This window comes from Umezawaea sp., from assembly GCF_036375055.1.
Lineage (GTDB): Bacteria > Actinomycetota > Actinomycetes > Mycobacteriales > Pseudonocardiaceae > Umezawaea.
Genome location: NZ_DASUSQ010000003.1, coordinates 24,936 through 46,504, shown reverse-complemented (window position 1 = coordinate 46,504; position 21,569 = coordinate 24,936). Strand labels below are relative to the sequence as shown.

At 73.3% G+C, this 21,569-nt stretch carries 20 protein-coding genes; 6 read left to right on the top strand and 14 right to left on the bottom strand.

Annotated elements, in window-relative coordinates; translation table 11 throughout:
- Positions 1-113: 113 nt before the first annotated feature.
- The 7 genes from tatC to pafA form a co-directional block, all read right to left on the bottom strand.
- Positions 114-1,091, bottom strand: coding sequence for a twin-arginine translocase subunit TatC (gene tatC, locus VFZ92_RS00805; protein ID WP_414719773.1), 978 nt, complete (start codon positions 1,089-1,091; stop codon positions 114-116).
- Positions 1,092-1,111: 20 nt separating this feature from the next.
- A complete protein-coding gene (gene tatA, locus VFZ92_RS00800; protein WP_330873675.1) occupies positions 1,112-1,423 on the bottom strand; it encodes a Sec-independent protein translocase subunit TatA in 312 nt (103 codons plus the stop codon).
- A complete protein-coding gene (locus tag VFZ92_RS00795) occupies positions 1,416-1,667 on the bottom strand; it encodes a bacteriophage holin (RefSeq protein ID WP_330873674.1) in 252 nt (83 codons plus the stop codon). Before VFZ92_RS00795 ends, tatA begins: the two co-directional genes overlap by 8 nt.
- A gap of 18 nt (positions 1,668-1,685) precedes the next feature.
- Positions 1,686-2,657 carry a YafY family protein gene (locus VFZ92_RS00790; RefSeq protein WP_330873673.1) on the bottom strand — a complete coding sequence of 324 codons (972 nt, stop codon included), beginning with the start codon at positions 2,655-2,657 and terminating at the stop codon, positions 1,686-1,688.
- Positions 2,654-3,646: a helix-turn-helix transcriptional regulator gene (locus VFZ92_RS00785; protein WP_330873672.1), complete on the bottom strand. Its 993-nt coding sequence runs from the start codon at positions 3,644-3,646 to the stop codon at positions 2,654-2,656. Before VFZ92_RS00785 ends, VFZ92_RS00790 begins: the two co-directional genes overlap by 4 nt.
- 72 nt (positions 3,647-3,718) lie before the next feature.
- Positions 3,719-3,895, bottom strand: a complete 177-nt coding sequence (locus tag VFZ92_RS00780; protein ID WP_330873671.1) for a hypothetical protein — start codon at positions 3,893-3,895, stop codon at positions 3,719-3,721.
- A gap of 242 nt (positions 3,896-4,137) precedes the next feature.
- Positions 4,138-5,496, bottom strand: coding sequence for a Pup--protein ligase (pafA, locus tag VFZ92_RS00775; protein WP_259629963.1), 1,359 nt, complete (start codon positions 5,494-5,496; stop codon positions 4,138-4,140).
- 79 nt (positions 5,497-5,575) lie between these two features.
- On the opposite strand from pafA, the gene VFZ92_RS00770 reads away from it, so the two are divergent.
- The 4 genes from VFZ92_RS00770 to VFZ92_RS00755 are packed head-to-tail and all read left to right on the top strand — an operon-like array spanning position 5,576 to position 9,653.
- On the top strand, positions 5,576-7,024 hold the full coding sequence (locus VFZ92_RS00770) for a bifunctional phosphatase PAP2/diacylglycerol kinase family protein (RefSeq protein WP_330873670.1): 1,449 nt from the start codon (positions 5,576-5,578) through the stop codon (positions 7,022-7,024).
- A gap of 42 nt (positions 7,025-7,066) precedes the next feature.
- On the top strand, positions 7,067-7,828 hold the full coding sequence (locus tag VFZ92_RS00765; protein WP_330873669.1) for a MerR family transcriptional regulator: 762 nt from the start codon (positions 7,067-7,069) through the stop codon (positions 7,826-7,828).
- Entirely contained in the window at positions 7,825-8,682 is an 858-nt protein-coding gene (locus VFZ92_RS00760; RefSeq protein ID WP_330873668.1) for a transglutaminase domain-containing protein, read from the top strand. Before VFZ92_RS00765 ends, VFZ92_RS00760 begins: the two co-directional genes overlap by 4 nt.
- A 59-nt stretch (positions 8,683-8,741) precedes the next feature.
- A complete protein-coding gene (locus VFZ92_RS00755) occupies positions 8,742-9,653 on the top strand; it encodes a helix-turn-helix domain-containing GNAT family N-acetyltransferase (RefSeq protein WP_330873667.1) in 912 nt (303 codons plus the stop codon).
- A 107-nt stretch (positions 9,654-9,760) separates the two neighbouring features.
- Here the strand turns inward: VFZ92_RS00755 and VFZ92_RS00750 are convergent, their stop codons facing one another.
- The gene (locus tag VFZ92_RS00750) at positions 9,761-10,237 is read right to left on the bottom strand and encodes a GNAT family N-acetyltransferase (RefSeq protein ID WP_330873666.1); all 477 of its coding nucleotides are present in this window, start codon (positions 10,235-10,237) and stop codon (positions 9,761-9,763) included.
- Between the two features lie 129 nt (positions 10,238-10,366).
- On the opposite strand from VFZ92_RS00750, the gene VFZ92_RS00745 reads away from it, so the two are divergent.
- Positions 10,367-10,921 carry a hypothetical protein gene (locus tag VFZ92_RS00745; RefSeq protein ID WP_330873665.1) on the top strand — a complete coding sequence of 185 codons (555 nt, stop codon included), beginning with the start codon at positions 10,367-10,369 and terminating at the stop codon, positions 10,919-10,921.
- Positions 10,922-10,987: 66 nt separating this feature from the next.
- On the opposite strand, the gene prcA is transcribed toward VFZ92_RS00745, so the two are convergent.
- The 4 genes from prcA to dop all read right to left on the bottom strand — a co-directional run bounded on the left by prcA (position 10,988) and on the right by dop (position 14,556).
- The gene (prcA, locus tag VFZ92_RS00740) at positions 10,988-11,794 is read right to left on the bottom strand and encodes a proteasome subunit alpha (protein WP_330873664.1); all 807 of its coding nucleotides are present in this window, start codon (positions 11,792-11,794) and stop codon (positions 10,988-10,990) included.
- Positions 11,795-11,834: 40 nt separating this feature from the next.
- Positions 11,835-12,674, bottom strand: a complete 840-nt coding sequence (gene prcB / locus VFZ92_RS00735) for a proteasome subunit beta (protein ID WP_330873663.1) — start codon at positions 12,672-12,674, stop codon at positions 11,835-11,837.
- 50 nt (positions 12,675-12,724) lie between these two features.
- Positions 12,725-12,916, bottom strand: coding sequence for a ubiquitin-like protein Pup (locus VFZ92_RS00730; protein ID WP_330873662.1), 192 nt, complete (start codon positions 12,914-12,916; stop codon positions 12,725-12,727).
- Positions 12,917-13,050: 134 nt separating this feature from the next.
- Entirely contained in the window at positions 13,051-14,556 is a 1,506-nt protein-coding gene (gene dop / locus VFZ92_RS00725; RefSeq protein ID WP_330873661.1) for a depupylase/deamidase Dop, read from the bottom strand.
- Between the two features lie 85 nt (positions 14,557-14,641).
- On the opposite strand from dop, the gene VFZ92_RS00720 reads away from it, so the two are divergent.
- Positions 14,642-15,802 carry an FAD-dependent monooxygenase gene (locus VFZ92_RS00720; RefSeq protein WP_330873660.1) on the top strand — a complete coding sequence of 387 codons (1,161 nt, stop codon included), beginning with the start codon at positions 14,642-14,644 and terminating at the stop codon, positions 15,800-15,802.
- Between the two features lie 3 nt (positions 15,803-15,805).
- On the opposite strand, the gene VFZ92_RS00715 is transcribed toward VFZ92_RS00720, so the two are convergent.
- Together VFZ92_RS00715 and VFZ92_RS00710 are read right to left on the bottom strand one after the other, a co-directional pair.
- Positions 15,806-18,919 (bottom strand): S8 family serine peptidase, encoded by a 3,114-nt coding sequence (locus VFZ92_RS00715; RefSeq protein ID WP_330873659.1) that lies wholly within the window; start codon positions 18,917-18,919, stop codon positions 15,806-15,808.
- A gap of 55 nt (positions 18,920-18,974) precedes the next feature.
- On the bottom strand, positions 18,975-21,476 hold the full coding sequence (locus tag VFZ92_RS00710; protein WP_330873658.1) for an FtsX-like permease family protein: 2,502 nt from the start codon (positions 21,474-21,476) through the stop codon (positions 18,975-18,977).
- Positions 21,477-21,569: the final 93 nt, after the last annotated feature.

Here is a 21,569-nt window from a genome sequence, read left to right as displayed (position 1 = left end):
CGGTCGGTCGAGGCGGTCGGGGGAGCATACCGGTCACGGCGATCACGGCGAGGACTTCGTTCCGCCGCCCCGGAAACGCGAGCGGGCCCCGCCGGTGGTGGCGGGGCCCGGCCTCAGGTCGCGTCGTCGTAGTCGACGCGCCTCGCCTCCGCCTTGGGCGGCGGAACCGGCTCCTCCTCGATCGAGGTGGGCGTGTAGTCGAACGGCGCGGGCTCGTTGTCGTCCAACTCGGCCAGGCCCTCGGCCGCCAGCTTCTTCGCCGCCCGCCGGTCGTGCACGCGGGCTATCTGGATCGCGAGTTCGAACAGCAGCGTCAACGCCACCGCCAGTGCCACCATCGAGATCGGGTCCGTCCCCGGTGTGGCGATGGCGGCGAAGATGAACAGGCCGAAGATGATGCCCCGACGCCACTTGCTCAGCTTCTCGTAGCTCACGATGCCGACCTGGTTGAGCATCACCACGACCAGGGGCAGTTCGAAGCTCACCCCGAAGATCAGCAGCAGGGCCAGGACGAAGTTGATGTACGCGCCACCCGACAGCGCGGTCAGGAACTTGTTGTCGCCGAACCCGACCAGGACGCTCAAGCCCTGCGGCACGACGTAGAACGCCAGCACCGCGCCCAGGATGAACAGCAGCGACGCCACGAACACGAAGGTCAGCGCGAACTTGCGCTCCTTCGAGTACAGGCCCGGCGCGATGAACTTCCAGACCTGGTGGAGCCACAGCGGCGCGGTCAGCGCCATGCCCGCAGCCGCACCGACCTTCAACTGGATCATGAAGGCTTCGAAGGGCTCGGTCTGGAGGAGCTGGCAGCTGTCGGAGCCCTGGTGCAGCCGGTCCTGCAACGGGATCCCGCAGTACGGGCTGATGACGACGTCACCGAGGCTCGGCAGCCCGAAGATCCGCCACCCCCACCAGATGAAGCCGAAGACGGCGCCGATGGCGATGAACAGCAGCCCCCAGGCCAGTCGGCTCCGGAGGTCGTACAGGTGGTCCTTGAGGGACATGGTGCCGTCGGGATTGCCCCGACGGCCGGAGTTCTTCCTGCGGTCCCGGAGCTGCACCAGCCACCGGACGGGACTTGCGCCCACCGTCTGGTCCGTCCTTCAGCTCAGTTGTTGGTGTTCTTCTGGTCAACGGGCTGCTGCTGCACAACCGGTTGCACGGTGGGCTGGGCGACGGGCGGCTGCGCGACGGGCGGCTGCGCGGGCGGCAGCTGCTGAACCGGCGGCTGCTGCGCGTACTGCTGCTGCGGCGCCTGCTGCTGCTGGTCGTCGTCCTCGCGCAGACCCTTGGTCTCCGCCTTGAGGATCTTCGCCGACTTGCCGAGCGAGCGCGCCATGTCGGGCAGCTTCTTCGCGCCGAACAGCAGGATGATCACCACAGCGATGATGATCAGCTCTGTAGCTCCGAGGTTACCCACGGTGGTCCTCCTGTCTCCCCCGGTCCGTCGATCGTACGCGGGGCTGGTGCTTGCGCCGTTCGGCGAAGGCCACCCCGAGCGCGGCCGACCGCGCCTTCAGCAACCCCACACCGTCGCCAACATTGTCACTCACTCGCGAGCTGACCTTCGTGAAGTCACGAAGGGAACCGACCACCCGGATCACGACCGCGACGAGCGCGACCACTCCTACGACCACGAGCACGAGGCTCGGCAAGTACGGCACCCCCTCACCGTACTGGTCTCAGGTGGCCGGCAGGTGCTCCACCTTGCGCAGTGCCTCGGTCGCCTGGCGGACGACCTCGTCGGCCAGTTCGGCGGGGTGCTCGACGCGCACGTCCCCGCCGAGCCCGAGGGTCAGCCTGACCATCCACGACAGGTCGGTGTAGCGCATCATCACCCGCGCCCGGCCGCGGCCGAGTTCGATCACGTCCTCGACCGGGTAGTACTCGCTGACCCACCGGGCGTCCGGTTCGAGCACCAGCACGGCGATGCGCTGCGACGGGTCGGGCTGGAACAGCCCCTCCGAGGTGTCGGTCAGCCGCACGTGCGGCGGCGGGGCCGCGCGCTCGTCCAGCACCTCGACCTCGTCGATCCGGTCGAGCCGGAACAGCCGCACGCCGTCGGCCTGCCTGCACCAGGCCTCCAGGTAGCTGTAGCCCTCCACGAGCAGCATCCGCAGCGGGTCGACGACCCGGTCGGTGATCTCGTCGCGCGACGGCGTGTAGTACCGCAGCCGCAGTGCCCGCTCCCGGCGGACGCCGTCCTGGAGCGAGTCCCTGACCTGCGCGGTCTCCGGCGCCTCGCGGATCGCGAGCCCGACGGTCACGCCCGCGGGCTGCGCCTGGCCGACGGCGGCCTCGATCTTCGCGACGGCCCGCTGGACCGCCTCGGCGTCCAGCATCCCCGGCGTGTCGCTGAGCGCGCGCAGGGCCACCAGCAGCGACGTCGCCTCGGCCGCGGTCAGCCGCAGCGGGCGGCTCATGCCCGCGTCGAAGCCGACGGTGACCGTGTCGCCCTCGAACGACAGGTCGATCAGGTCGCCGGGCCCGTAGCCCGGCAGCCCGCACATCCACAGCAGTTCGAGGTCCTTGCGGAGCTGCTTCTCCGGCACCTCGAAGTCCTCGGCGACCTCGCGCAGCGGGATGCCCGGCCTGGCCAGCAGGTACGGCACCAGCGCCAGCAGGCGCGGCACCCGCTCGGACGACGCGCTCACGACCCCACCTCCGCACCGCGCTGCGAGCGCAGCGCGCCCAGCAGCCGTTCCCGCACCGCCTTGGCCAGCACCTCGGGTTCGAGCACCAGCACGTCCGGCCCGAAGCCCGCGATCCACCGGGCCGCCGAGTCGGGGAACCGGAGTTCGATCTCCACCAGGTCACCCGGCCTGCCGTCCACGAGCTGCTCGCCGACGACGTCAGCCCGCCGCCGCAGCCCCTGCGCCCGGCCCTTGGCCACCCACAGGCGGGTCGGGGAGGCGGGCTGCGGGTCGTTCTGGGTCGTCGCGACGAAGCTCAGCAGGTCGACGTCGACGGGCCGCTCCACCACGCCGGGCTTGCCGACCGTGCGCACGTCGCCGACCACCCGCGACAGCCGGAAGCAGCGCGCCGCGTCGCGGTCGCGGTCGTGCCCCACCAGGTACCAGCGCCCGCGCCGCGCCACCACGCCCCACGGCTCGATCGTCCGCGTCGACACGTCGGTGGCGGGCAGCCGCCGGTAGTCGAACTCCACGACCTGGCCCGCCTGCACGGCCGCCAGCAGCGACGGGAACGCGGGCTCGCTCGTGCGCACCTTCGGCTCCACGGCGGCCCGCACGTCCTGGTCGACGTCCACGCCCGCCGCGCGCAGCTTGATCAGCGCCCCGTGCGCGGCCCCGGTGAACTGCGGCGAGTCCCAGAGCCGCGCGGCGAGCGCCACGGCGGCGGCCTCGTCCGGCTCCAGGTCGATGTCGCCGAGCTCGTAGTCGCGCCGCGCGATCCGGTACCCGTCCGTCGTCTCGAACGACCCGGTGCGCCCGACCTCCAGCGGCACGCCGAGGTCGCGCAGCTCCGTCTTGTCCCGCTCGAACATCCGGTAGAACGCCTCGTCGCTGAGCGCGTCGGCGTACCCGGGCACGATGCCCCGGATCCGCTCGGCGCTCAGGAACTGGCGGGTCGACAGCAGGCACAAGACCAGGTTGACGAGCCGTTCGGCACGGGTGGTGGACACGGCGCCAACCCTAACCCCGTCGGACGACCGGACGACCCCCGTCCCCACCGGGAACCCCGATGAACGGCCCGTTCACGGCGAGGCCGCCCGACCACCCCCGCCGTCCGAGGAGCGCAGCACCCGCGCCGAGGCCCCGCCGCCGGTGGCGAACCGCGCGTCGAAGGCCTCGACGTCGCGAAACTCCAGGGCGGCGGTGTCCGGCGGCCCGACCGACGTCCAGGTGGCGCCGCCGTCGACCGCCGGCGGCACGGTCCCCCGGCTGCCGCTGACCCGCGCGACCGCGGAGCTGCGCGTCCGTCCCGGTCGGCGTGGGCACCCACGAGGGGCCGTCGGCGGTCGAGGCCACCGCCGGGACCGCCGACGCCTGCACGACCGCGACCACCGCACCCGACACCCGCGTGCCCGCCCCTCCCGGTTGCGGCCGTGCTGCCCCACCGCGTGCCACGAGGGGATCCCCACCGAAGTGGGGATCCCCTCGTGGTGGAGCGGGACTACAGGGAGGCGATCAGCCGTTCGACGCGTTCGTCGACCGCCCGGAACGGGTCCTTGCACAGCACGGTGCGCTGCGCCTGGTCGTTCAGCTTCAGGTGCACCCAGTCGACGGTGAAGTCGCGACCGGCGGCCTGGGCGGCGGCGATGAAGTCGCCGCGCAGCTTCGCCCTCGTCGTCTGCGGCGGGGTGTCCTTGGCGGCCTCGATCTCGCCGTCGTCGGTGACCCGCTCGACCTGGCCCTTGCGCTGGAGCAGGTCGAAGATGCCCCGGCCGCGGCGGATGTCGTGGTAGGCCAGGTCGATCTGCGCGATGCGCGGGTTGGACAGGTCCATGTCGTGCTTGAGCTGGTAGCGCTGCATCAGCCGGTGCTTGATGGCCCAGTCGATCTCGCGGTCGATCTTGGACAGGTCCTCGGCCTCGATCGCGTCGAGCGTCCGGCCCCACAGTTCGAGCACGCGCTCGGCCATCGGGTCCGGGGAGCGCTTGGCGACGTGTTCGACGGCCCGCTCGTAGTACTCGCGCTGGATGTCCAGCGCCGACGCCTCCTTGCCGCCCGCGAGCCGGACGGTGCGACGGCCGGTGAGGTCGTGGCTGATCTCGCGGATGGCCCTTATCGGGTTGTCCAGGGAGAAGTCCCGGAACTGCACCCCCTGCTCGATCATCTCCAGCACGAGGTTCGCGCTGCCCACCTTGAGCAGCGTCGTCACCTCGGACATGTTGGAGTCGCCGACGATCACGTGGAGCCTGCGGTAGCGCTCGGCGTCGGCGTGCGGCTCGTCGCGGGTGTTGATGATCGGGCGGGACCGGGTCGTGGCGCTGGAGACGCCCTCCCAGATGTGCTCGGCGCGCTGCGAGAGGCAGAACACCGCGCCGCGGGGGGTCTGGAGGACCTTCCCCGCTCCGCAGATGAGCTGGCGGGTCACCAGGAACGGCAGCAGGACGTCCGCGATGCGGGAGAACTCCCCCGCGCGGGCGACCAGGTAGTTCTCGTGGCAGCCGTAGGAGTTGCCCGCGGAGTCGGTGTTGTTCTTGAACAGGAAGATGTCCCCGCCGATGCCCTCGTCGGCGAGCCTGCGTTCGGCGTCGACGAGCAGGTCTTCGAGGATCCGCTCCCCCGCCTTGTCGTGGGTGACGAGCTGGGCCAGGTCGTCGCACTCGGCCGTCGCGTACTCCGGGTGGGAGCCCACGTCGAGGTACAGCCGGGAGCCGTTGCGCAGGAACACGTTCGAGGAACGCCCCCACGACACGACCCGGCGGAACAGATACCGCGCGACCTCATCCGGGGACAACCTGCGCTGCCCGTGGAAGGTGCAGGTCACCCCGAACTCAGTCTCAATGCCGAAGATCCGCCGCTGCATCCCTCAACAGTAGGCGCAAAACGCTCCACCATCAGTGATCCAAACGGGCGGCGTGCCCGATTCGGGCTAACGTCGCGGTGTGCTGAGACGAGTGCGCAAGTCGGGTATGCGGGTCGGGCTGATCGACCAGAAGCTGGTGCGTCGGAGCGCGAACCTGCCTCTGACCTCGGCTGATGCGGGATTGAAGAGGCTGACGAAGACGGCCAACCACGGGGTGCTGTGGTTCGTGATCGCGGCGGTGCTGGCCACGAGGAAAGGAATAACCCGGAAGGCGGCGCTGCGTGGCGTGGTGGCCATCGCGGGCGCCAGCTTCAGCGCGAACGCGGTCGGCAAGACCCTGTTCCCCCGCCGCAGGCCCGCCGCCGACCTGGTGCCGATGGCGCGCAGGCTGACCAAGCGGCCCACGTCGTCGTCGTTCCCGTCGGGTCACGCGGCGTCGGCGGCGGCGTTCACCACGGCCATCGCGATGGACTCGCCGAGGGCGGCGGCGGTGATCGCCCCGATCGCCGCGGCCGTGGCGTACTCGCGGGTCCACACCGGCGTGCACTGGCCGTCGGACGTGGCGGCGGGCGCGGCGATCGGCGTCGGCACGGGTCTGCTGACCAAGCGCTGGTGGCCGCTGGGCCGCGAGGAGCCCGCGTCGGCGTACGAGCACACGACGCTGGACGAACTGGTCGACGGCGAGGGCCTCGTGGTGGTCGTCAACCCCGGCTCCGGCCCCACCACGGCCGACCCGTCCGAGCAGATCCAGCAGGCCTGGCCGAAGGCGACCGTCATCCCGATCGACCAGCTCGACACCGTGATCGACGACCACCACCCCGCCGCGCTCGGCGTCGCGGGCGGCGACGGGTCCGTCGCGGCGGTCGCCGCCGTCGCGGCCGAGAACGAGCTGCCGCTGGTCCTGGTGCCCGCGGGCACGCTCAACCACTTCGCCCGCGACGTCGGCGTCGAGGGCCTCGCCGACGCGGAGACGGCCGTCCGCGCGGGCGACGGCGTGCGCGTCGACCTGGCCGCGGTGGAGGTCGACGGCGGCGACCGCATCTGGTTCGTCAACACCGCGAGCCTCGGCGGGTACCCGGACATGGTGCGGCTGCGGGAGAAGCTGGAGAAGCGCTGGGGCAAGTGGCCCGCCGCGGGCATCGCCATGTTCAAGGTCCTGCGCTCGTCGCAGCCGCTGAACATGGAGCTGAACGGCGAGCCGCACCGCGTGTGGATGCTGTTCGTCGGCAACGGCCCGTACCTGCCGAAGGGCTTCGCCCCCACCACCCGCCCGAAGCTCGACGCGGGCCTGATGGACGTCCGGTACATCCGCGCGGACGCCCGCTACTCGCGGACCAGGTTCTTCATCGGCGCGGTGCTCGGCTCGCTGCACCGCAGCCGCACCTACCGGCACATGGAGACGCGCACGCTCGACGTCCGCGTGTTCGGCTCCGACGTGGCCATCGCGACCGACGGCGAGGTGGGTCCGACGGGCGACAGGTTCCGCTTCCGCTCCCACCCGGCCGCGCTCGCGATCTACCGGCCCTGAGGGCTTGACCTCACGTCGTGTGAGGTTCGTAGCGTCGTCGTCATGACCGGGGACGAGGGTGTCGAGCGGCGGTGGGGCGTGGGTGAGCTGGCCCGCGCCACCGGCCTGACCGTGCGCGCGCTGCACCACTACGACGAGATCGGGTTGGTGCCGGCGAGCGAGCGGACCGGGGCGGGCCACCGCCGCTACACCGAGGGCGACCTGCGGCGGCTGTACCGGGTGTGCGCGTTGCGCGGGCTCGGGTTGTCGCTGGAGGAGATCGGGAGCGTGCTCGCCCGGCCCGTCGACGACGTGTCGGCGCTGCGTGCGGTGCTGGTGGGCCAGCTGGCGCACCTGGACGAGCGGGCCACCCGCGTCGCGCGGCTGCGCACGCGGATCAGCGGGCTGCTGAGCAGGCTCGACACCTCGGGGACGCCCGATCCGGAGCAGTTGACGACGACTCTGGAGATGATCTCGATGTTGGACGAGCACTACACCCGCGAGCAGCAGGAGCTGATGGCCGGGCGCAGGGCCGCGCTGGGGCCCGAGGCGATCGAGTCGATGAAGCTGGAGTGGTTCGGCCTCGCGCAGCGGATTCGGCAGCTCCAGGAGGACGGCGTGCCGGTCGACGACCCGCGCGTGCAGGAGCTGACCGGCCGCTGGGACGAGATCGGGTCGGCGTTCCACGGCGGCGACCCGGCGATCGTGGCGGCGGCGGACGCCGCGTACGAGGGGTCGAAGGGGGCGGTCGACCGGCAGCTCGGCTGGCCCGAGGGCTCCGACCTGGTGGACTACGTGAAGCGGGCGCGCGAGGTGCGCTCGTGACCGACTGCACCCGCCCCGGCCCGATGACGTCGGCCGGTGCGCACGCGGGGCTGTTGGCCCGGCTGCCGCACGACGTCGCGGGACTCGCGGCCGTCGGCCACGGCCTGCTGATCCACGAGCACCTCGCGCCGTCCTACGACGTGGTGCTGTCGGAGGAGGACCGCGCCACGGTGCACCTGCGGCGCGTCGAGGACCTGCTGGGGCGGATCACCGAGCGGGACGGGCGACCGCTGACCGAGTCCAGGGAGCCGAAGGACCGCGTTCCCGGTAACTGCAGGCACTTCACCGTGCTGCTGGTGACCGCGCTGCGCGCCCTGGACGTGCCCGCGCGGGCCCGGTGCGGGTTCGGCGGGTACTTCGGCGGCGGCACCTTCGAGGACCACTGGGTCGCCGAGCACTGGAACGGCGACCGCTGGGTCCTCGTGGACGGCCAGGTCGACGACGTGCAGCGGGCGCTGTTCCCGATCGACTTCGACGTCACCGACGTGCCCCGCGACCGCTTCCTGGTCGCGGGCGAGGCGTGGCGGCGCTGCCGGGCGGGTGAGGCGGATCCGGCGCTGTTCGGGCTCTCGGTGCTCGGCGAGTCCGGGCTGTGGTGGATCGCGGCGAACCTGGTGCGGGACGCGACGGCGCTGCTGGGCGTGGAAGTGCTGCCGTGGGACACCTGGGGCGCGATGCCGGAGCCTGAGGACGAGATCGGCGAGGACGCGCTCGCGCTGTTCGACCGGCTGGCCGAGTTGACGCTCGACCCGGACGCCCGTGCCGCCGAGCTGCGCGCGCTGTGCCGCGACGAGCGGCTGCGGCTGCCCGCCGTGGTGCGCAACGCGGTGCGCGGCGTCGACGAACCGGTGTGACGGACGCGCACCCGGCGCTATGGTTGACCTGGTCAACGACTTTGTTGAGGTGGTCAACGATGACGGTCGCCGACGTGCGCGCGTTCACCCGCTTCTACACCCGCGTGATCGGTCTGCTGGACCGGTACCTGGACTCGCCGTACTCGGCGACGGAGGTCAGGGTCCTGTTCGAGCTGGCCCACCGCGACCGGTGCGAGGTCGCCGCCCTGCGCGGCGACCTCGGCCTGGACGCCGGGTACCTCAGCCGGATCCTGAACCGCTTCGAGGCCGACGGGCTCGCCGTGCGCGAGCCGTCGCCCACCGACGGCCGCCGCCAACTGGTCCGGCCGACCGAGCACGGCCGCGCGGTGTTCGCGGCGCTGGACGAGCGGTCGTCGAACGAGGTCGCCGCGCTGCTGGCGGAGGTGCCGGAGTCGGACCGGCGCAGGCTGGTCACCGCCATGACGACGATCCGCCGCACGCTGGGCGACGCTCCCCCGCCCGCCTACGCGCTGCGGCCCCCGCGCCCCGGCGACCTCGGGTGGATCGTGCAGCGGCACGGCGCCCGCTACTCCGAGGAGTGCGGGTTCGACACGACGTTCGAGGCGCTCGTCGCGGGTGTCGTGGCGGACTTCGGCGGCGGTCACGACCCGGAGCGCGAGGCGGCCTGGATCGCGGAGGTCGACGGCGAACCGGTCGGCTCGGTGCTGTGCGTGCGGGAGGACGACGAGACGGCGAAGCTGCGGCTGCTGCTGGTGGAGCCGTCCGCGCGCGGCCTGGGCATCGGCGCGCGGCTGGTGGACGAGTGCGTGCGCTTCGCCCGGCGGTCGGGCTACCGGCGGATGGTGCTGTGGACCGTCGAGGGGCTCGACCAGGCCCGGCGGATCTACCAGCGGCAGGGGTTCGCGCTGGTGGCCGAGCGGCCCCAGCGGCTGTTCGGCCGGGACGTGGTCGGGCAGGACTGGGAGTGCCGGTTCCCCGCCGGGCGGTGAAACCCCTGGGGCACAACGAGCTGAGCCGATCAGTCCACCGCGGACTGATCGGCTCGCAACCGGGTGCGGGCGGTCCTCCGGTCGGCGCCGGGTGGCGTGGTCCAGCGTCAGGGGTGGGCGCGCGGCGCGAGCCGGGAGCGGGACGGGTGGCGGACCATCCGGCGCAGGTCGCCGTCGCCCGGTCCGTCGTCGACGAAGCCGTGCCTGCGGTACAGCGCCGCGGCGACCGTGTTGGTCCTCACGACGTCCAGGAACACCGTGCCCTCCGCCCGCTCGACCACCGCCGCCACCAGCGCGTCACCGACCCCGCGGCCTCGGGCGAACGGGGCGACCCACATCGAGGCCAGCACGACCCGGTGCCCGCGCGGCATCCCGCTCACCATGCCCGCGGGGACGCCGTCCAGGTGCGCGAGCACGTTGTGGCCGCTGTCGAGGCGGGCGCGCCAGCGCCGCTCCGAGTCGCCCTCGCCCTGCCAGTCGGCGAGCGTCGCGCCGAAGGCCTCGGGAGCGTCGCGCAGCGCCGCCAGGCGGAGTTCCCGCCAGTCGGCCCAGTCCTCGGTCCCCAGTTCGCGCACCACGACCACCGGACCATCGTGGACGAGGCGGCGGAGGCGCCGCAACGCCCTTACCGCGCGGACACGATCGCGTCACGGTGCGGCCCGGACGGATCCCCGAGGACGATGCTCCCGTCCACCACGGACATGAGGAGAACGATGCGACGCACCACGGGCCCTCTGCTGATCGCGGCCGCCCTCTGCCTGGCCACCGCGGCGTGCTCCACGTCCGGGACGCCCACGGCGGCGACCAGCGCCACGGCCACCGAGGTGTCGGCCACGGCCGGTCCCCGCTGCCCGCTGGACGCGTCGGACCTGTCCACGGCGACCGGTCTGGTCTTCGACCTGGCCGACGTGCGCGAGGACCACGAACTGGAGACCCGGCCCGAGGTGAAGGCACTGACCTGCGTCTACACCTCCGCGGCCACCCCGCAGGAGGCGGGCGACCCGCTGGTCCTGCGGGTCGACACCGTCACCGGCGCCGACGCGGCGGTGGTGCGGGCCGGGTTCGAGAGCGGTTGCGCGGACGGCGGTGGCACCCTCGCCGACTCGACCGTCACCGGCGCCAAGACCTGCACCCGTGGCGGGAACACCGTCGAGGGCGACATCGCCGCGGGTGACCGGACCGTGGAGGTCTACTTCGTCAACGCCACCGCGGGCACGGCCGTGACGCTCACCCGCGCGTTCGACAAGGTGCTGGCCTCGGTGTCCTAGCAGGACGGTCCGCGCGGCGGAGCGGGGCACCTCCGACCCGGAGATGCCCCGCTCGCCCTGGAAGGACTACGCCTTGTCGTCGTTCGGCGGCAGGTTCACGTCCTTGGTGGGCTTGGCGGGCCCGCCCTTGTCGGACGTGGGCGCCTCGGAGACGGGCTCCTCGGGCTCCTCGCCCGGCAGCATCGCGTCCAGCGCCGCCCCGACGATCCGGCGGAACGCCCGGCGCGGCCGGTCCCGTTCCAGGACCGCCACTTCGAGCTTCCCCCGGTCCAGCAGGTCGGGCTTGCCGTTGCCGGTGGACGTGGACCCGGCGCTGAGGCCGCGCACCGCCACACCGACGGCGTCCGCCAGTGCCAGACCGTCGCTGAAGAGGTCCTTCAGCGCGGTGGTCGTGGCCTCGGCCTGGCCGCCCATCACGACGTACTGCGGCTCGTCGACGATCGAGCCGTCGTAGGTGAGCCGGTACATCGTGTCCTGCTCGGGCAGGTGGCCGACCTCCGCGACGCAGATCTCGACCTCCAGGGGCTTGATCTGCTCGGTGAAGATCGAGCCGAGCGTCTGCGCGTACACGTTGGCCAGGGAGCGGCCGGTCACGTCGCGCGGGTCGTTCTGGTACCCGCGGATGTCGGCGAACCGGATGCCCGCCTGGCGGAGGTTCTCGAACTCGCTGTACCGGCCGACGGCGGCGAAGCCGATGCGGTCGTAGATCTCGGAGACCTTGTGCAGCGTGCTCGACGGGTTCTCGGCGACGAACAGGATCCCGTCGGCGTACCTGAGCACGACGACGCTGCGGCCCCGCGCAATACCCTTCCTGGCGTACTCCGAGCGGTCGCGCAGGATCTGCTCGGGGGAGGCGTACAACGGCATCGTCACTGGCGCGGCTCCTGACCTCGACGGATGGTGGTGGGCACGGCTAGACCCTGCGGCCTTCGACGACGGCCTCGGCGACCGCGGCCGTCCGCTCGTCGGACAGCGGGACGGCGCCCTCGGCCGCGGTGATCGTGACGATCACCGGGTAGATGCGCCGCACGGTGTCCGGTCCGCCGGTGGCCGTGTCGTCGTCCGCCGCGTCGTAGAGCGCCTCGACGGCGGCGCGCGCGGCGCCGTCGGCGTCCGCGTCCGGGTCGTAGAGCTTCTTCAGCGACGACTTGGCGAACAGCGAGCCGGAGCCGACGGCCTGGTAGCCCTGGGTCTCCTCGTAGCGGCCGCCGGTGACGTCGTAGGACACGATCCGGCCCGCGCGCTCGGGGTCGGCGGCCTCGGTGTCGAAGCCCGCGAACAGGGGCACGACGGCGAGGCCCGCCATCGCGGCGTCCAGGTTGCCCCGGATCATCGCGGACAGGCGGTTGGCCTTGCCGTCGAGCGAGAGCGAGACGCCCTCGATCTTCTCGTAGTGGCGGAGCTCGACCGCGAAGAGGCGCACGATCTCGATCGCGATGCCCGCGGTGCCCGCGATGCCGACGGCGGAGTAGTCGTCGGTGACGAACACCTTCTTCATGTCGCGCTGGGCGATCACGTTGCCCATGGTCGCCCGCCGGTCGCCCGCGATCAGCACGCCGCCCTTGAAGGTGACGGCGACGATCGTCGTCCCGTGCGGGGCCTGGACGTGGCTGCCCTCGGGCAGCTTCCGCCCCGACGGCAGCAACTCGGGCGCTTGGGCGCGCAGGAAGTCGGTGAACGACGATGACCCCGGCGTCAGGTACGCCGGGGGCAACGACGCGGACGGGTACCGCCCGGACGAGCTGTTTTCCATGTGTGGCTTCGTCTCCTGTCCCCGAGTCGGCTGGTTGGCGGCCGGTGCCGCTACTCGCCGCCCTTTTGCACGTAGGCCCGCACGAAGTCTTCGGCGTTCTCCTCCAGGACGTCGTCGATCTCGTCCAGGATCGCGTCGACGTCCTCGCCGAGCTTCTCGCGTCGTTCCTGACCGGCGGCGGCCGCGCCGTCGCCGTCGTCCCCGTCACCGCCGCCTTGGCGCTGAACCTGTTCCTGTGCCATCTCAGCCTCCCGCGTCGGCCAGGCCGACTGTCAGCTACCGCCAACTCCGTCGGCGGTGAACCCGGCTGACCGGGCCCACCGACAACATTACCCAGCAGGACCGACAATCAGTGCCTGCCACACGGGTTCGATGATCAGCCCCTCGTCAGGGCGTCCACCAGCTGCTCGGCCGTCTCCGCGGCCTCCAGGAGGGCTCCGACGTGGGCTTTCGTGCCCCGAAGGGGCTCAAGGGTGGGAATCCGGACGAGTGATTCCCGACCGAGGTCGAAGATCACCGAGTCCCACGACGCGGCGGCGACCGACTGGGGGTAGCGCTCCAGGCACCGGCCGCGGAAGTACGCGCGGGTGTCCTCCGGCGGCGACTTCACGGCCGCGAGCACCTCGTCCTCGCTGACCAGGCGCTTCATCGAGCCGCGCGCGACCAGCCGGTTGTACAGGCCCTTGTCCAGCCGCACGTCGGAGTACTGGAGGTCGACCAGCTTGAGCCGGGGCGCGCCCCAGGCCAGGTTGTCGCGGGACCGGTAGCCCTCCAGCAGCCGCAGCTTCGCCACCCAGTCGAGGCGGTCCGCGCACTCCTGCGGGTCGCGGGACAGCGCGTCGAGCACCTCGCCCCAGACGCGCAGCACGTCGCGGTCGGCGGCGTGGTCGCCCGCCGTGTCCTCCTCGACGAACCTCACCGCGCGCTCGTGGTAGGCGTACTGGAGCTCCAGGCCGGTCATCTTGCGTCCGCCGGTCAGCTCGACCTTGACCTTGAGGGTCGGGTCGTGGCTGATCTGGTGCACCGCGCGGACCGGGTCGAGCAGCCGCAGGTCGTCGAAGCGCCTGCCCGCCTCGATCATGTCCAGCACGACCGAGGTGGTGCCGACCTTGAGGAACGTGGAGTACTCGGCGAGGTTCGCGTCGCCGATGATGACGTGCAGCCTGCGGTACTTGTCCGCGTCGGCGTGGGGCTCGTCGCGGGTGTTGATGATGCCGCGCTTGAGCGTGGTCTCCAGGCCGACCTCGACCTCGATGTAGTCCGACCGCTGCGAGAGCTGGAAGCCCTCGTCGTCGCCGGTCGGGCCGATGCCGACGCGGCCGGAGCCGGTGATGACCTGCCGCGACGCGAAGAAGGGGGTGAGCCCGGCGATCACCGCGGTGAACGGCGTGCTGCGGGACATCAGGTAGTTCTCGTGGGTGCCGTAGCTGGCGCCCTTGCCGTCGACGTTGTTCTTGTAGAGCTGGAGCCGGGGCTGGCCGGGGACGCTGGCGGCCTTGATCGCCGCCTGCTCCATGATCCGCTCACCCGCCTTGTCCCAGATCACGGCGTCGCGGGCGTTCGTGACCTCGGGCGCGGAGTACTCGGGGTGCGCGTGGTCGACGTAGAGCCTGGCGCCGTTGGTGAGGATGACGTTGGCCGCGCCGAGGTCCTCGACGTCGGTGTCGATCGGGTGGTTGCCCGGCACGCCGAGGTCGAACCCGCGCGCGTCGCGCAGCGGTGATTCCACCTCGTAGTCCCAGCGGGCCCGGCGGGCGCGCGGGATGTCGGCGGCCGCCGCGTAGGCCAGCACCACTTGTGTCGAGGTCAGCACCGGGTTCGCCGTCGCATCCCCCGGCACCGAGATGCCGTACTCGACTTCGGTTCCCATGATCCGCCTCATGGGCCCAGCCTACGGCGTCCGCCCCTGCTCGGGGCTATACGGCGTTGCCAATAGTCTGCGTTCGCCACGGACGGAAGGACCCGCGTTGAGCCCTGTCGAGGTGCCGCTGCTCATCGTCGGCGGGGGGATCGGCGGACTCGCGACGGCCCTGGCCGCCGCCCGCCGCGGCCTGCCCGCGCACGTGCTGGAGCAGTCCCCCGAGTTCGGCGAGATCGGCGCCGGGCTCCAGCTGGGCCCGAACGCGAGCCGCGCGCTGGACGCGCTGGGCGTGCTGGACGACGTCCTCCCGCTGGCCGTGCGACCGGGCGCGGGCGTGCTGCGCGACGCGGTGAGCGGACGGCTGCTGACCCGGCTCGACCTGGGTCGGGCCTTCCGCGACCGGTACGGCTACCCGTACCTGGTCATGCACCGGGGCGACCTGCTCGACGTGCTGCTCGCGCACTGCCGGGCCGCCGACGGGATCACCCTCGAAGCCGGTCGGGAGGTCGTGTCGTCGCGGGTCCGGTCCGACGGCGCGGACGTCACGTGCGCCGACGGCACCACCTACCGGACCCGCACGCTGCTCGCCGCCGACGGGCTCCGTTCGGGGCTGCGGCGGCACCTGAGCGACGACGAGCCGGTGTGCGGCGGGTACGCCGCCTACCGCGGCACGGCCCCGCGCGGCGAGGACGCGGGCGACGACGTGGTGCTGTGGATCGGGCCCGGCGTGCACCTGGTGCGGTACCCCGTCCGGGCGGGTGCGCTGGTCAACCAGGTCGCGGTGTTCCGCAGTCCCCGCTTCCACGCGGGTGAGGCCGGGTGGGGCGGGGTGGACGAGCTGGACGCGGCGTTCGCCGGGACGTGCGAGCCGGTGCGGGACGCGGTGGCGCGGGTGGGCCGCGACCGGTTCTGGGCGATGTACGACCGCGAGCCGCTGGACACGTGGGTCACCGGGCGGCTCGCGCTGCTGGGCGACGCGGCCCACCCGATGCTCCAGTACCTCGGCCAGGGCGCCTGCCAGGCCCTGGAGGACGCCGTCGAGCTGGGCCGGGTGCTGCCGAGCGGCGACCTGGAGGCGTTCCAGCGCGCCCGCCTGCCCAAGGCGGTGCGGTGCCAGACCTCCGCGCGGCCGTGGGGCGAGCTGTGGCACACCGCCGACCCGCTGCTGACCGCCGTGCGCGACCGGATGTTCGCGCTGCGGGCCGACGACGACCACTCCGAGCTGGACTGGCTGTACGCGGGGCCGGGCGGTCCCGGCCCCGCGTAGCCGTCAGCCCAGCCGGTAGGCGTCGAGGATCGTCTGCTCGACGGTGCCGCCGTCCCGGTCGACCGCCGTGGCCCGCAGGGACACCGACGTCGCGGTCCGGGGGTGGTGCAGCACGACCAGCGCGCGGCCCAGCAGCGGCGCGGGCCGCCAGGTCCTCCCGCTGTCGTAGGACACCCGCACGGTCAGCGACCTCGGCGCGACGCCGGTCTGCGAGGTCACCGACACCGGCACGGTCACCGTCCTCCCGGCCACCGCGTCGGCCGGGTCGGGGTCGAACCGCACGGCCGACAGCGGCAGCGGGGTGGTGCGGTCGGTGCGGCCCGAGCGGAACGTCCAGGCCGCCGACACCGCGGAGCCCGCGTGGGTCGCCGACGTGCTGAGCCGGTAGGTCCCCGGCTCGGCGGGCAGGGTGAGGTCGGCGGCCCCCGTGCCGGAGGTCTTGGCGACCTCGCGGCCGTCGCGGTGGACGACCGTGGTGCGGGGGTCCACGGCCGAGAAGCCCGCGTTGCCCTCCCGGTCGCCGAACAGCGGCACGTCGACGTGCAGCACGTCACCGGTCCGGCTCACCCAGCGCCCCGCGTCGCGGGTCGGCGGGAACGCCGGGCCGAGCACCCCGCCGCCGGGGCGCTGCACGGAGGTCCGACCGGGCCGGTGCTCCCTGACCGGCCCGCGCCACTCGAACGCCGTGGTGGAGCCGTCCTCGGCGAGGTCGCGGCCGTCGATCCGCCAGGCGCTGCTCTCCGTGCTCAGGTACTCGTCGCGCGGCCCGGACACGGGCAGCGCGAGCCCGTGGTCGGCCACCGCGGCGCCGGTCCTCGGGTACGGCTTCACCAGGCGCCTGCCCGACGCGACCTCGGCCCGCACGTGCGCCAAGTCGGCCTTGGCGGGCGCGCGGGTGAACCCGGTCGGCCACGTGCCGGTCCCGTGGTAGGCGAGGCCGTAGAAGTCGTCGCCCTCCCCGGCCCACTGGGTGCTGATCAGCGTCCGGAACGCCTCGTCCGCCGGGGCGGGCGGACCGACGTGCGCGACGCGCATCCGGTTCAGGCTCGCGTCGCCGCCGGACAGCGAGCCCTTGGCGACCACGGCCCCGGTGCCGAGCCTGTGGTCGTGGAAGACGGCGGCGCCGCGCACGAACGCGACGGGGTCGGGGGCGGTGATCCGGATCGGCTGGGCGGTCCGGAAGTCCAGTTCCACCGCGGTGTCCCGGTCGAGCACCAGGAAGGGCTGGACGAGCCAGTCGAACGTCGGCCCGCCCGCGGTGCTGTCGACCAGGTAGCGGCCCTTCGGCAGCCGGACCGTGACGCTGCCGTCCGGCTCGTGGGGCCGGACCTCCTCGCCGGTCGCGAGGTTGCGCACGGTGGTGCTGTAGTTGCCCGACGGCGCTCCCGGCCGCTGGACGTGGTTCAGGGTCAGGTCGTAGCTCTCGGCCTCGCGGACGATCACGATCGGCGTGCGCGCGGTCGTGCCGCCGCCGGTCGCGACGACGGCGCCGTGGTAGGTGCCGTCGGCGGTGTCCACGCCGGTGAAGCCGGTGACCGACGCGGTCGCCCCGCCCCCGGCGGGCACGGTGAGCCGCGCGGGTGTGAGGGTGAACATCCCCGCGGGCGCGGCGGCCTCCACGGCGAGGTCCAGCACGACGTCCGCCGTCCCGGAGTTGCGGTAGGAGATGGACTTCGTCACCGGCTGGTCGTCGTCGTGCGGGTGGACGTGCGTGCCCAGCGACACCGACGACGGCACGGTGCCGACCTCCTGGGTGATCGCGCGGGCCACGTCCACCCGGCCCGCGCCCTGCTCGAACGGCGTGAGTCCGGGGGTGGGCCTCGCGGACGCGGTGAGCGCCGACTTGAGCCGCTCCCCGGTCCAGTCCGGGTGCTGCCCGGCCAGGACCGCCGCGGCGCCCGCGACGTGCGGGGTGGCCATCGACGTGCCGGACGCGGACACGTGGCCGGGGTCGACGGGGGTGCCGATCCGGCCGTGGATGGCCTTCGCGGCGACGATCCCGACGCCCGGCGCGGTGATGTCGGGCTTGATCGCCCCGTCGCCGACCCTCGGTCCGCGGCTGGAGAAGGGTGCAGGCGCGTCGTCGCGGTCGACGGCGCCGACGGTGAGGGCGGCGTCCGCGCTGCCCGGCGAGCCGACCGTCGTGGCGTCCGGCCCCGAGTTGCCCGCCGCGACGACGAACAGCGTCCCGTACCGGGCGGACAGGGTGTTCACGGCGTCCTCGACCGGGTCGAGGGTGTCCGAGTCGGCGGTGCCGAGGCTCATGTTGACCACCCGCGCGCCCTGTTCCGCGGCCCACTGCATGCCCCGCAGCACGTCGGACTCCGACCCGCCGCCCGAGTCGTCGAGCACCTTGCCGTCGAGCAGCCGCGCCCCCGGCGCGACGCCCCGGTACCCGGCGCCCCTGCTCGCGATGGTGGCGGCGACGTGGGTGCCGTGGCCGTACCTGTCGACGGTGTCGGCGGCCGTGCTGAAGTTCCGCTCGGCGACCTCCTGGCCCGCGAGGTCCGGGTGCGTCTGGTCGACGCCGGTGTCCAGCACCGCGACCACCACGCCCTCGCCGGTGTGCCCGGCCTCCCAGGCGGCGGGCGCGCCGATCTGGCGGGTGCTGCGGTCGAGCGACGCCGTGACCCTCCCGTCCAGCCACACCTTCCGCGCGCCGCCCTCCAGCAGCTCCCGCCACGCGGACCCGTCCGCCGCCGCCTCGACCGTGCTCGCCCCGATCGCCGCGAGGTCCGCGGTGCGCGGGGATCCCGGCGGGTGGCTCACGATGAGCGGCACCGGTCGCCCGTCGGTGCCGTACCCGGCGTCCCGCAGGGCCGTGACGTCGAAGATCCGCTCGTCCAGCCGTCCCCCGCGGATCGGCGCGAGCGCGTCCTCCGGCACCACGTACCGGTGCCCGGCTCTCTCGTAGGTGGAGAACACCAGCGCCTCCCGCCCCGGCCCCGGCTCCACCGCGCTCACCGCACCGCCGTCGCCGACGACCACCCGGTCGCCGGTGAGCAGCACGAGCCCCTTGTCCCCCACCGGGTCCGCGCTCGCCGCGGCGACCTGCACCACGGCGAGCGCGACCACTCCGGCGACGACCAGCCCGCCAAACCCCACCACTCGGTCCACGTGATCCAGAATGGTCTGGACAAGTGGGGCGCGGCGACGGGCATTCGGTCGAACATCACCCCGACGCGAGCCCGGCCGCCGGCCGGATCCTCGACGCCCCGCGCGCCGGGCCGAAGGCCGACAGCACCGCGAGCGCCACCACCACGAGCCCTCCGAGCGCCAGCGAGAGCCAGTCCGCGCTGGGGAAGGTGGACACCCCGGCCGCGGTGATCGTCAGCTGCGCGTAGACGAGCCCGACCACACCGCCGCCGAGCACACCGACCAGCGACAGCAGCACGGCCTCGGCCACGATCCCGGCCTGGAGCCCGCCCTTGGTGACGCCGAGCGCCCGGCGCAGCGCCAGTTCCTTGCGCCGCTCCTGCACCGAGATGGTGAGCGTGGTGCCGATCCCGGTGACCGCCACGGCCACGGACAGGCCCAGCAGCACCATCAGCATCACGGTGGCCAGGTCCAGGTAGCGCTGGTTCCGCGCGGCCTCGTCGACGGCCGTCTCCGCCTCGACCGTGGGCGCGTCCGGCAGGGCCGCCCGCACCGCGGCCTGGTAGGCCGACGCGTCCGCGCCCGGCTTGAGCGCGACGACGACGCTGGTGGCGGGGCCGATGGTGGGGTCGGCGACCACGATGCTCGCGTAGCCGATCAGCTCGCCGGGGATGGTGCCCACGACGGTGACCGTGCGCGGTCCCGAGGCGAGGCCGTCCAGCGCCACCTGCTGCCCGACCGCCGTGTTCCACGAGTCGAGCGACCACTCCGAGACCAGCGCCGTGCCCCCGCGGAGGTCCGCGACCCCGGTGGCCCCGCTGTTCTCCGCGTTCAGCCACGCCGCGAGCTGCGTCGGGTCCGCGCCCACGGCCGTGAACGGATCACCGTCGGCGCGCTTGCCGTCGGCGCTGTGCAGCACGGCCCTGCCCGCCACCTCGGGGCGGTCGGTCACCTCGGCCACGTCACCCGGCAGCGGCCGTTCGCCGACGTCGGACACGACCACGTCCGGCCGGGGGCTGGTCGACAGCGACGCCTCGATGTCGCGGGCCGTGCCCACGGTGACGGCGAAGAACGTGACCATCGCGGCGGCCAGCACGAGCGGCATCGCGACCGACGCGGACCGCTGCGGCTCCCGGCGCACCTCGGCCGCCGCGAGCTTCCAGTGCGCGCCGCCGACCCTGGCGGCGATCCCGCCGAACAGGATGCTGAGCCGCGGCACGACGACCGGTCCGAGCACGCCGAAGAGCCCGAAGACGCCGATGATCCCGGAGAACAGCACCAGGAACATCGCCGCGACCGAGCGCTGCGCCGCGACGGCCATGAGCCCCATCGCCACCGCCACGACCACCAGGAGGATCCCGAACACCGTGCGGCGGCGCGCCACCGACCTGTCCGGGGTGGCGCCCTCGGACGTGCGCAGCGCGGCCAGCGGCGACACCCGCGACGCGGCCAGCGACGGCCGGAGGGCGGCGAACACGCTGAGGAACCCGGCCACGGCCGCGCCGATGCCCACGTGGAGGCCCTGCGGCAGCGGGGACGGGTTCAGCGCGACCGTGCCGAACAGCTCCGAGATGCCCGTGGCGTCGAAGACCTTGGACAGCCCCACCGCCACCGGCCCACCGGCCAGCGCTCCGAGCACGCCCGCCACCGCGCCGGTGAACAGCGCCTCGACCAGGTTCGCCACGACGAGGGGCTTGCGGTTCGCTCCGAGGCAGCGCAGCAGCGCGGTCTGGCGCTGGCGCTGGAGGTACACGGCGCGGAAGGTGGCCGCGGCGACGAACGACGCCGTGGCGAGCGCGAGGATGGCGAACAGGATCAGGATCGCGGCCAGCGAGCCGCTGTCGCCGGTGCTCCCCTCCCTCCGGTCCTCGTCGTACACCTGCGAGACCCGGAACGCGGGCCCGACGGCCGCCGCGACGGCGGCCCGGTCGCCGCCGACGACCTGGAGGTCCGTCACGGTCGGCTTCCCGTCCAGCTTCAGCGCCAGTTGCTCGCCGACCACGACCGACGCCTCGTCGGCCAGCCCGCCGCGCTTGGTGATCCCCCCGACCACCACGTCGAGCGTCCTGCCCCGCGCGTCGGCGACCCGCACGGTCGATCCCGGCCGCAGGTCGTGCTTCGCCGCGGTGACCTTGTCGACGGCGATCTCACCGTCCGCGGCGGGGGAACGCCCCTCGCCGATCGGGACGCGCCGCAGCCCGTCGCGGTCCACCTCGACGTCACCGCTCGCGCGCCGGGTGCCCGCGCGGCCGTCGTTCAGCAGCAGGTCGACCTCGACCCGGCGCACCGGCACCACGCGCTCCACACCGGGCACGGCCGCGATCCGGTCGGCGGTGGCCTGGTCGAGCTTCGGCTGGGCGTCGAAGGCCAGGTCGGGGTCGTGGACCACGCCGACCTGGAGGGTGACCGCCGAGGGCACGACCGGGGTGCCCGCTTCCGCGGAGTCGACGATCACGTCGCTCAGCACCAGCGAGGCGGTCAGGCACGCCACGCCGACGACCAGGGCGACACCGGGCAGCAGCGCGCGGCCGGGGCGGTGGCGGAACTCGGCGAGGCCGAGTCCGATCGTTGTGGGCAAAGCTCCTCCTCGTGACGGTGTGCGTCACGACCGTAGGAATCGAGCGCGTCGCCGGGCGTCGGACCGTGGTAGCAATGGTGTGTACGACCACGG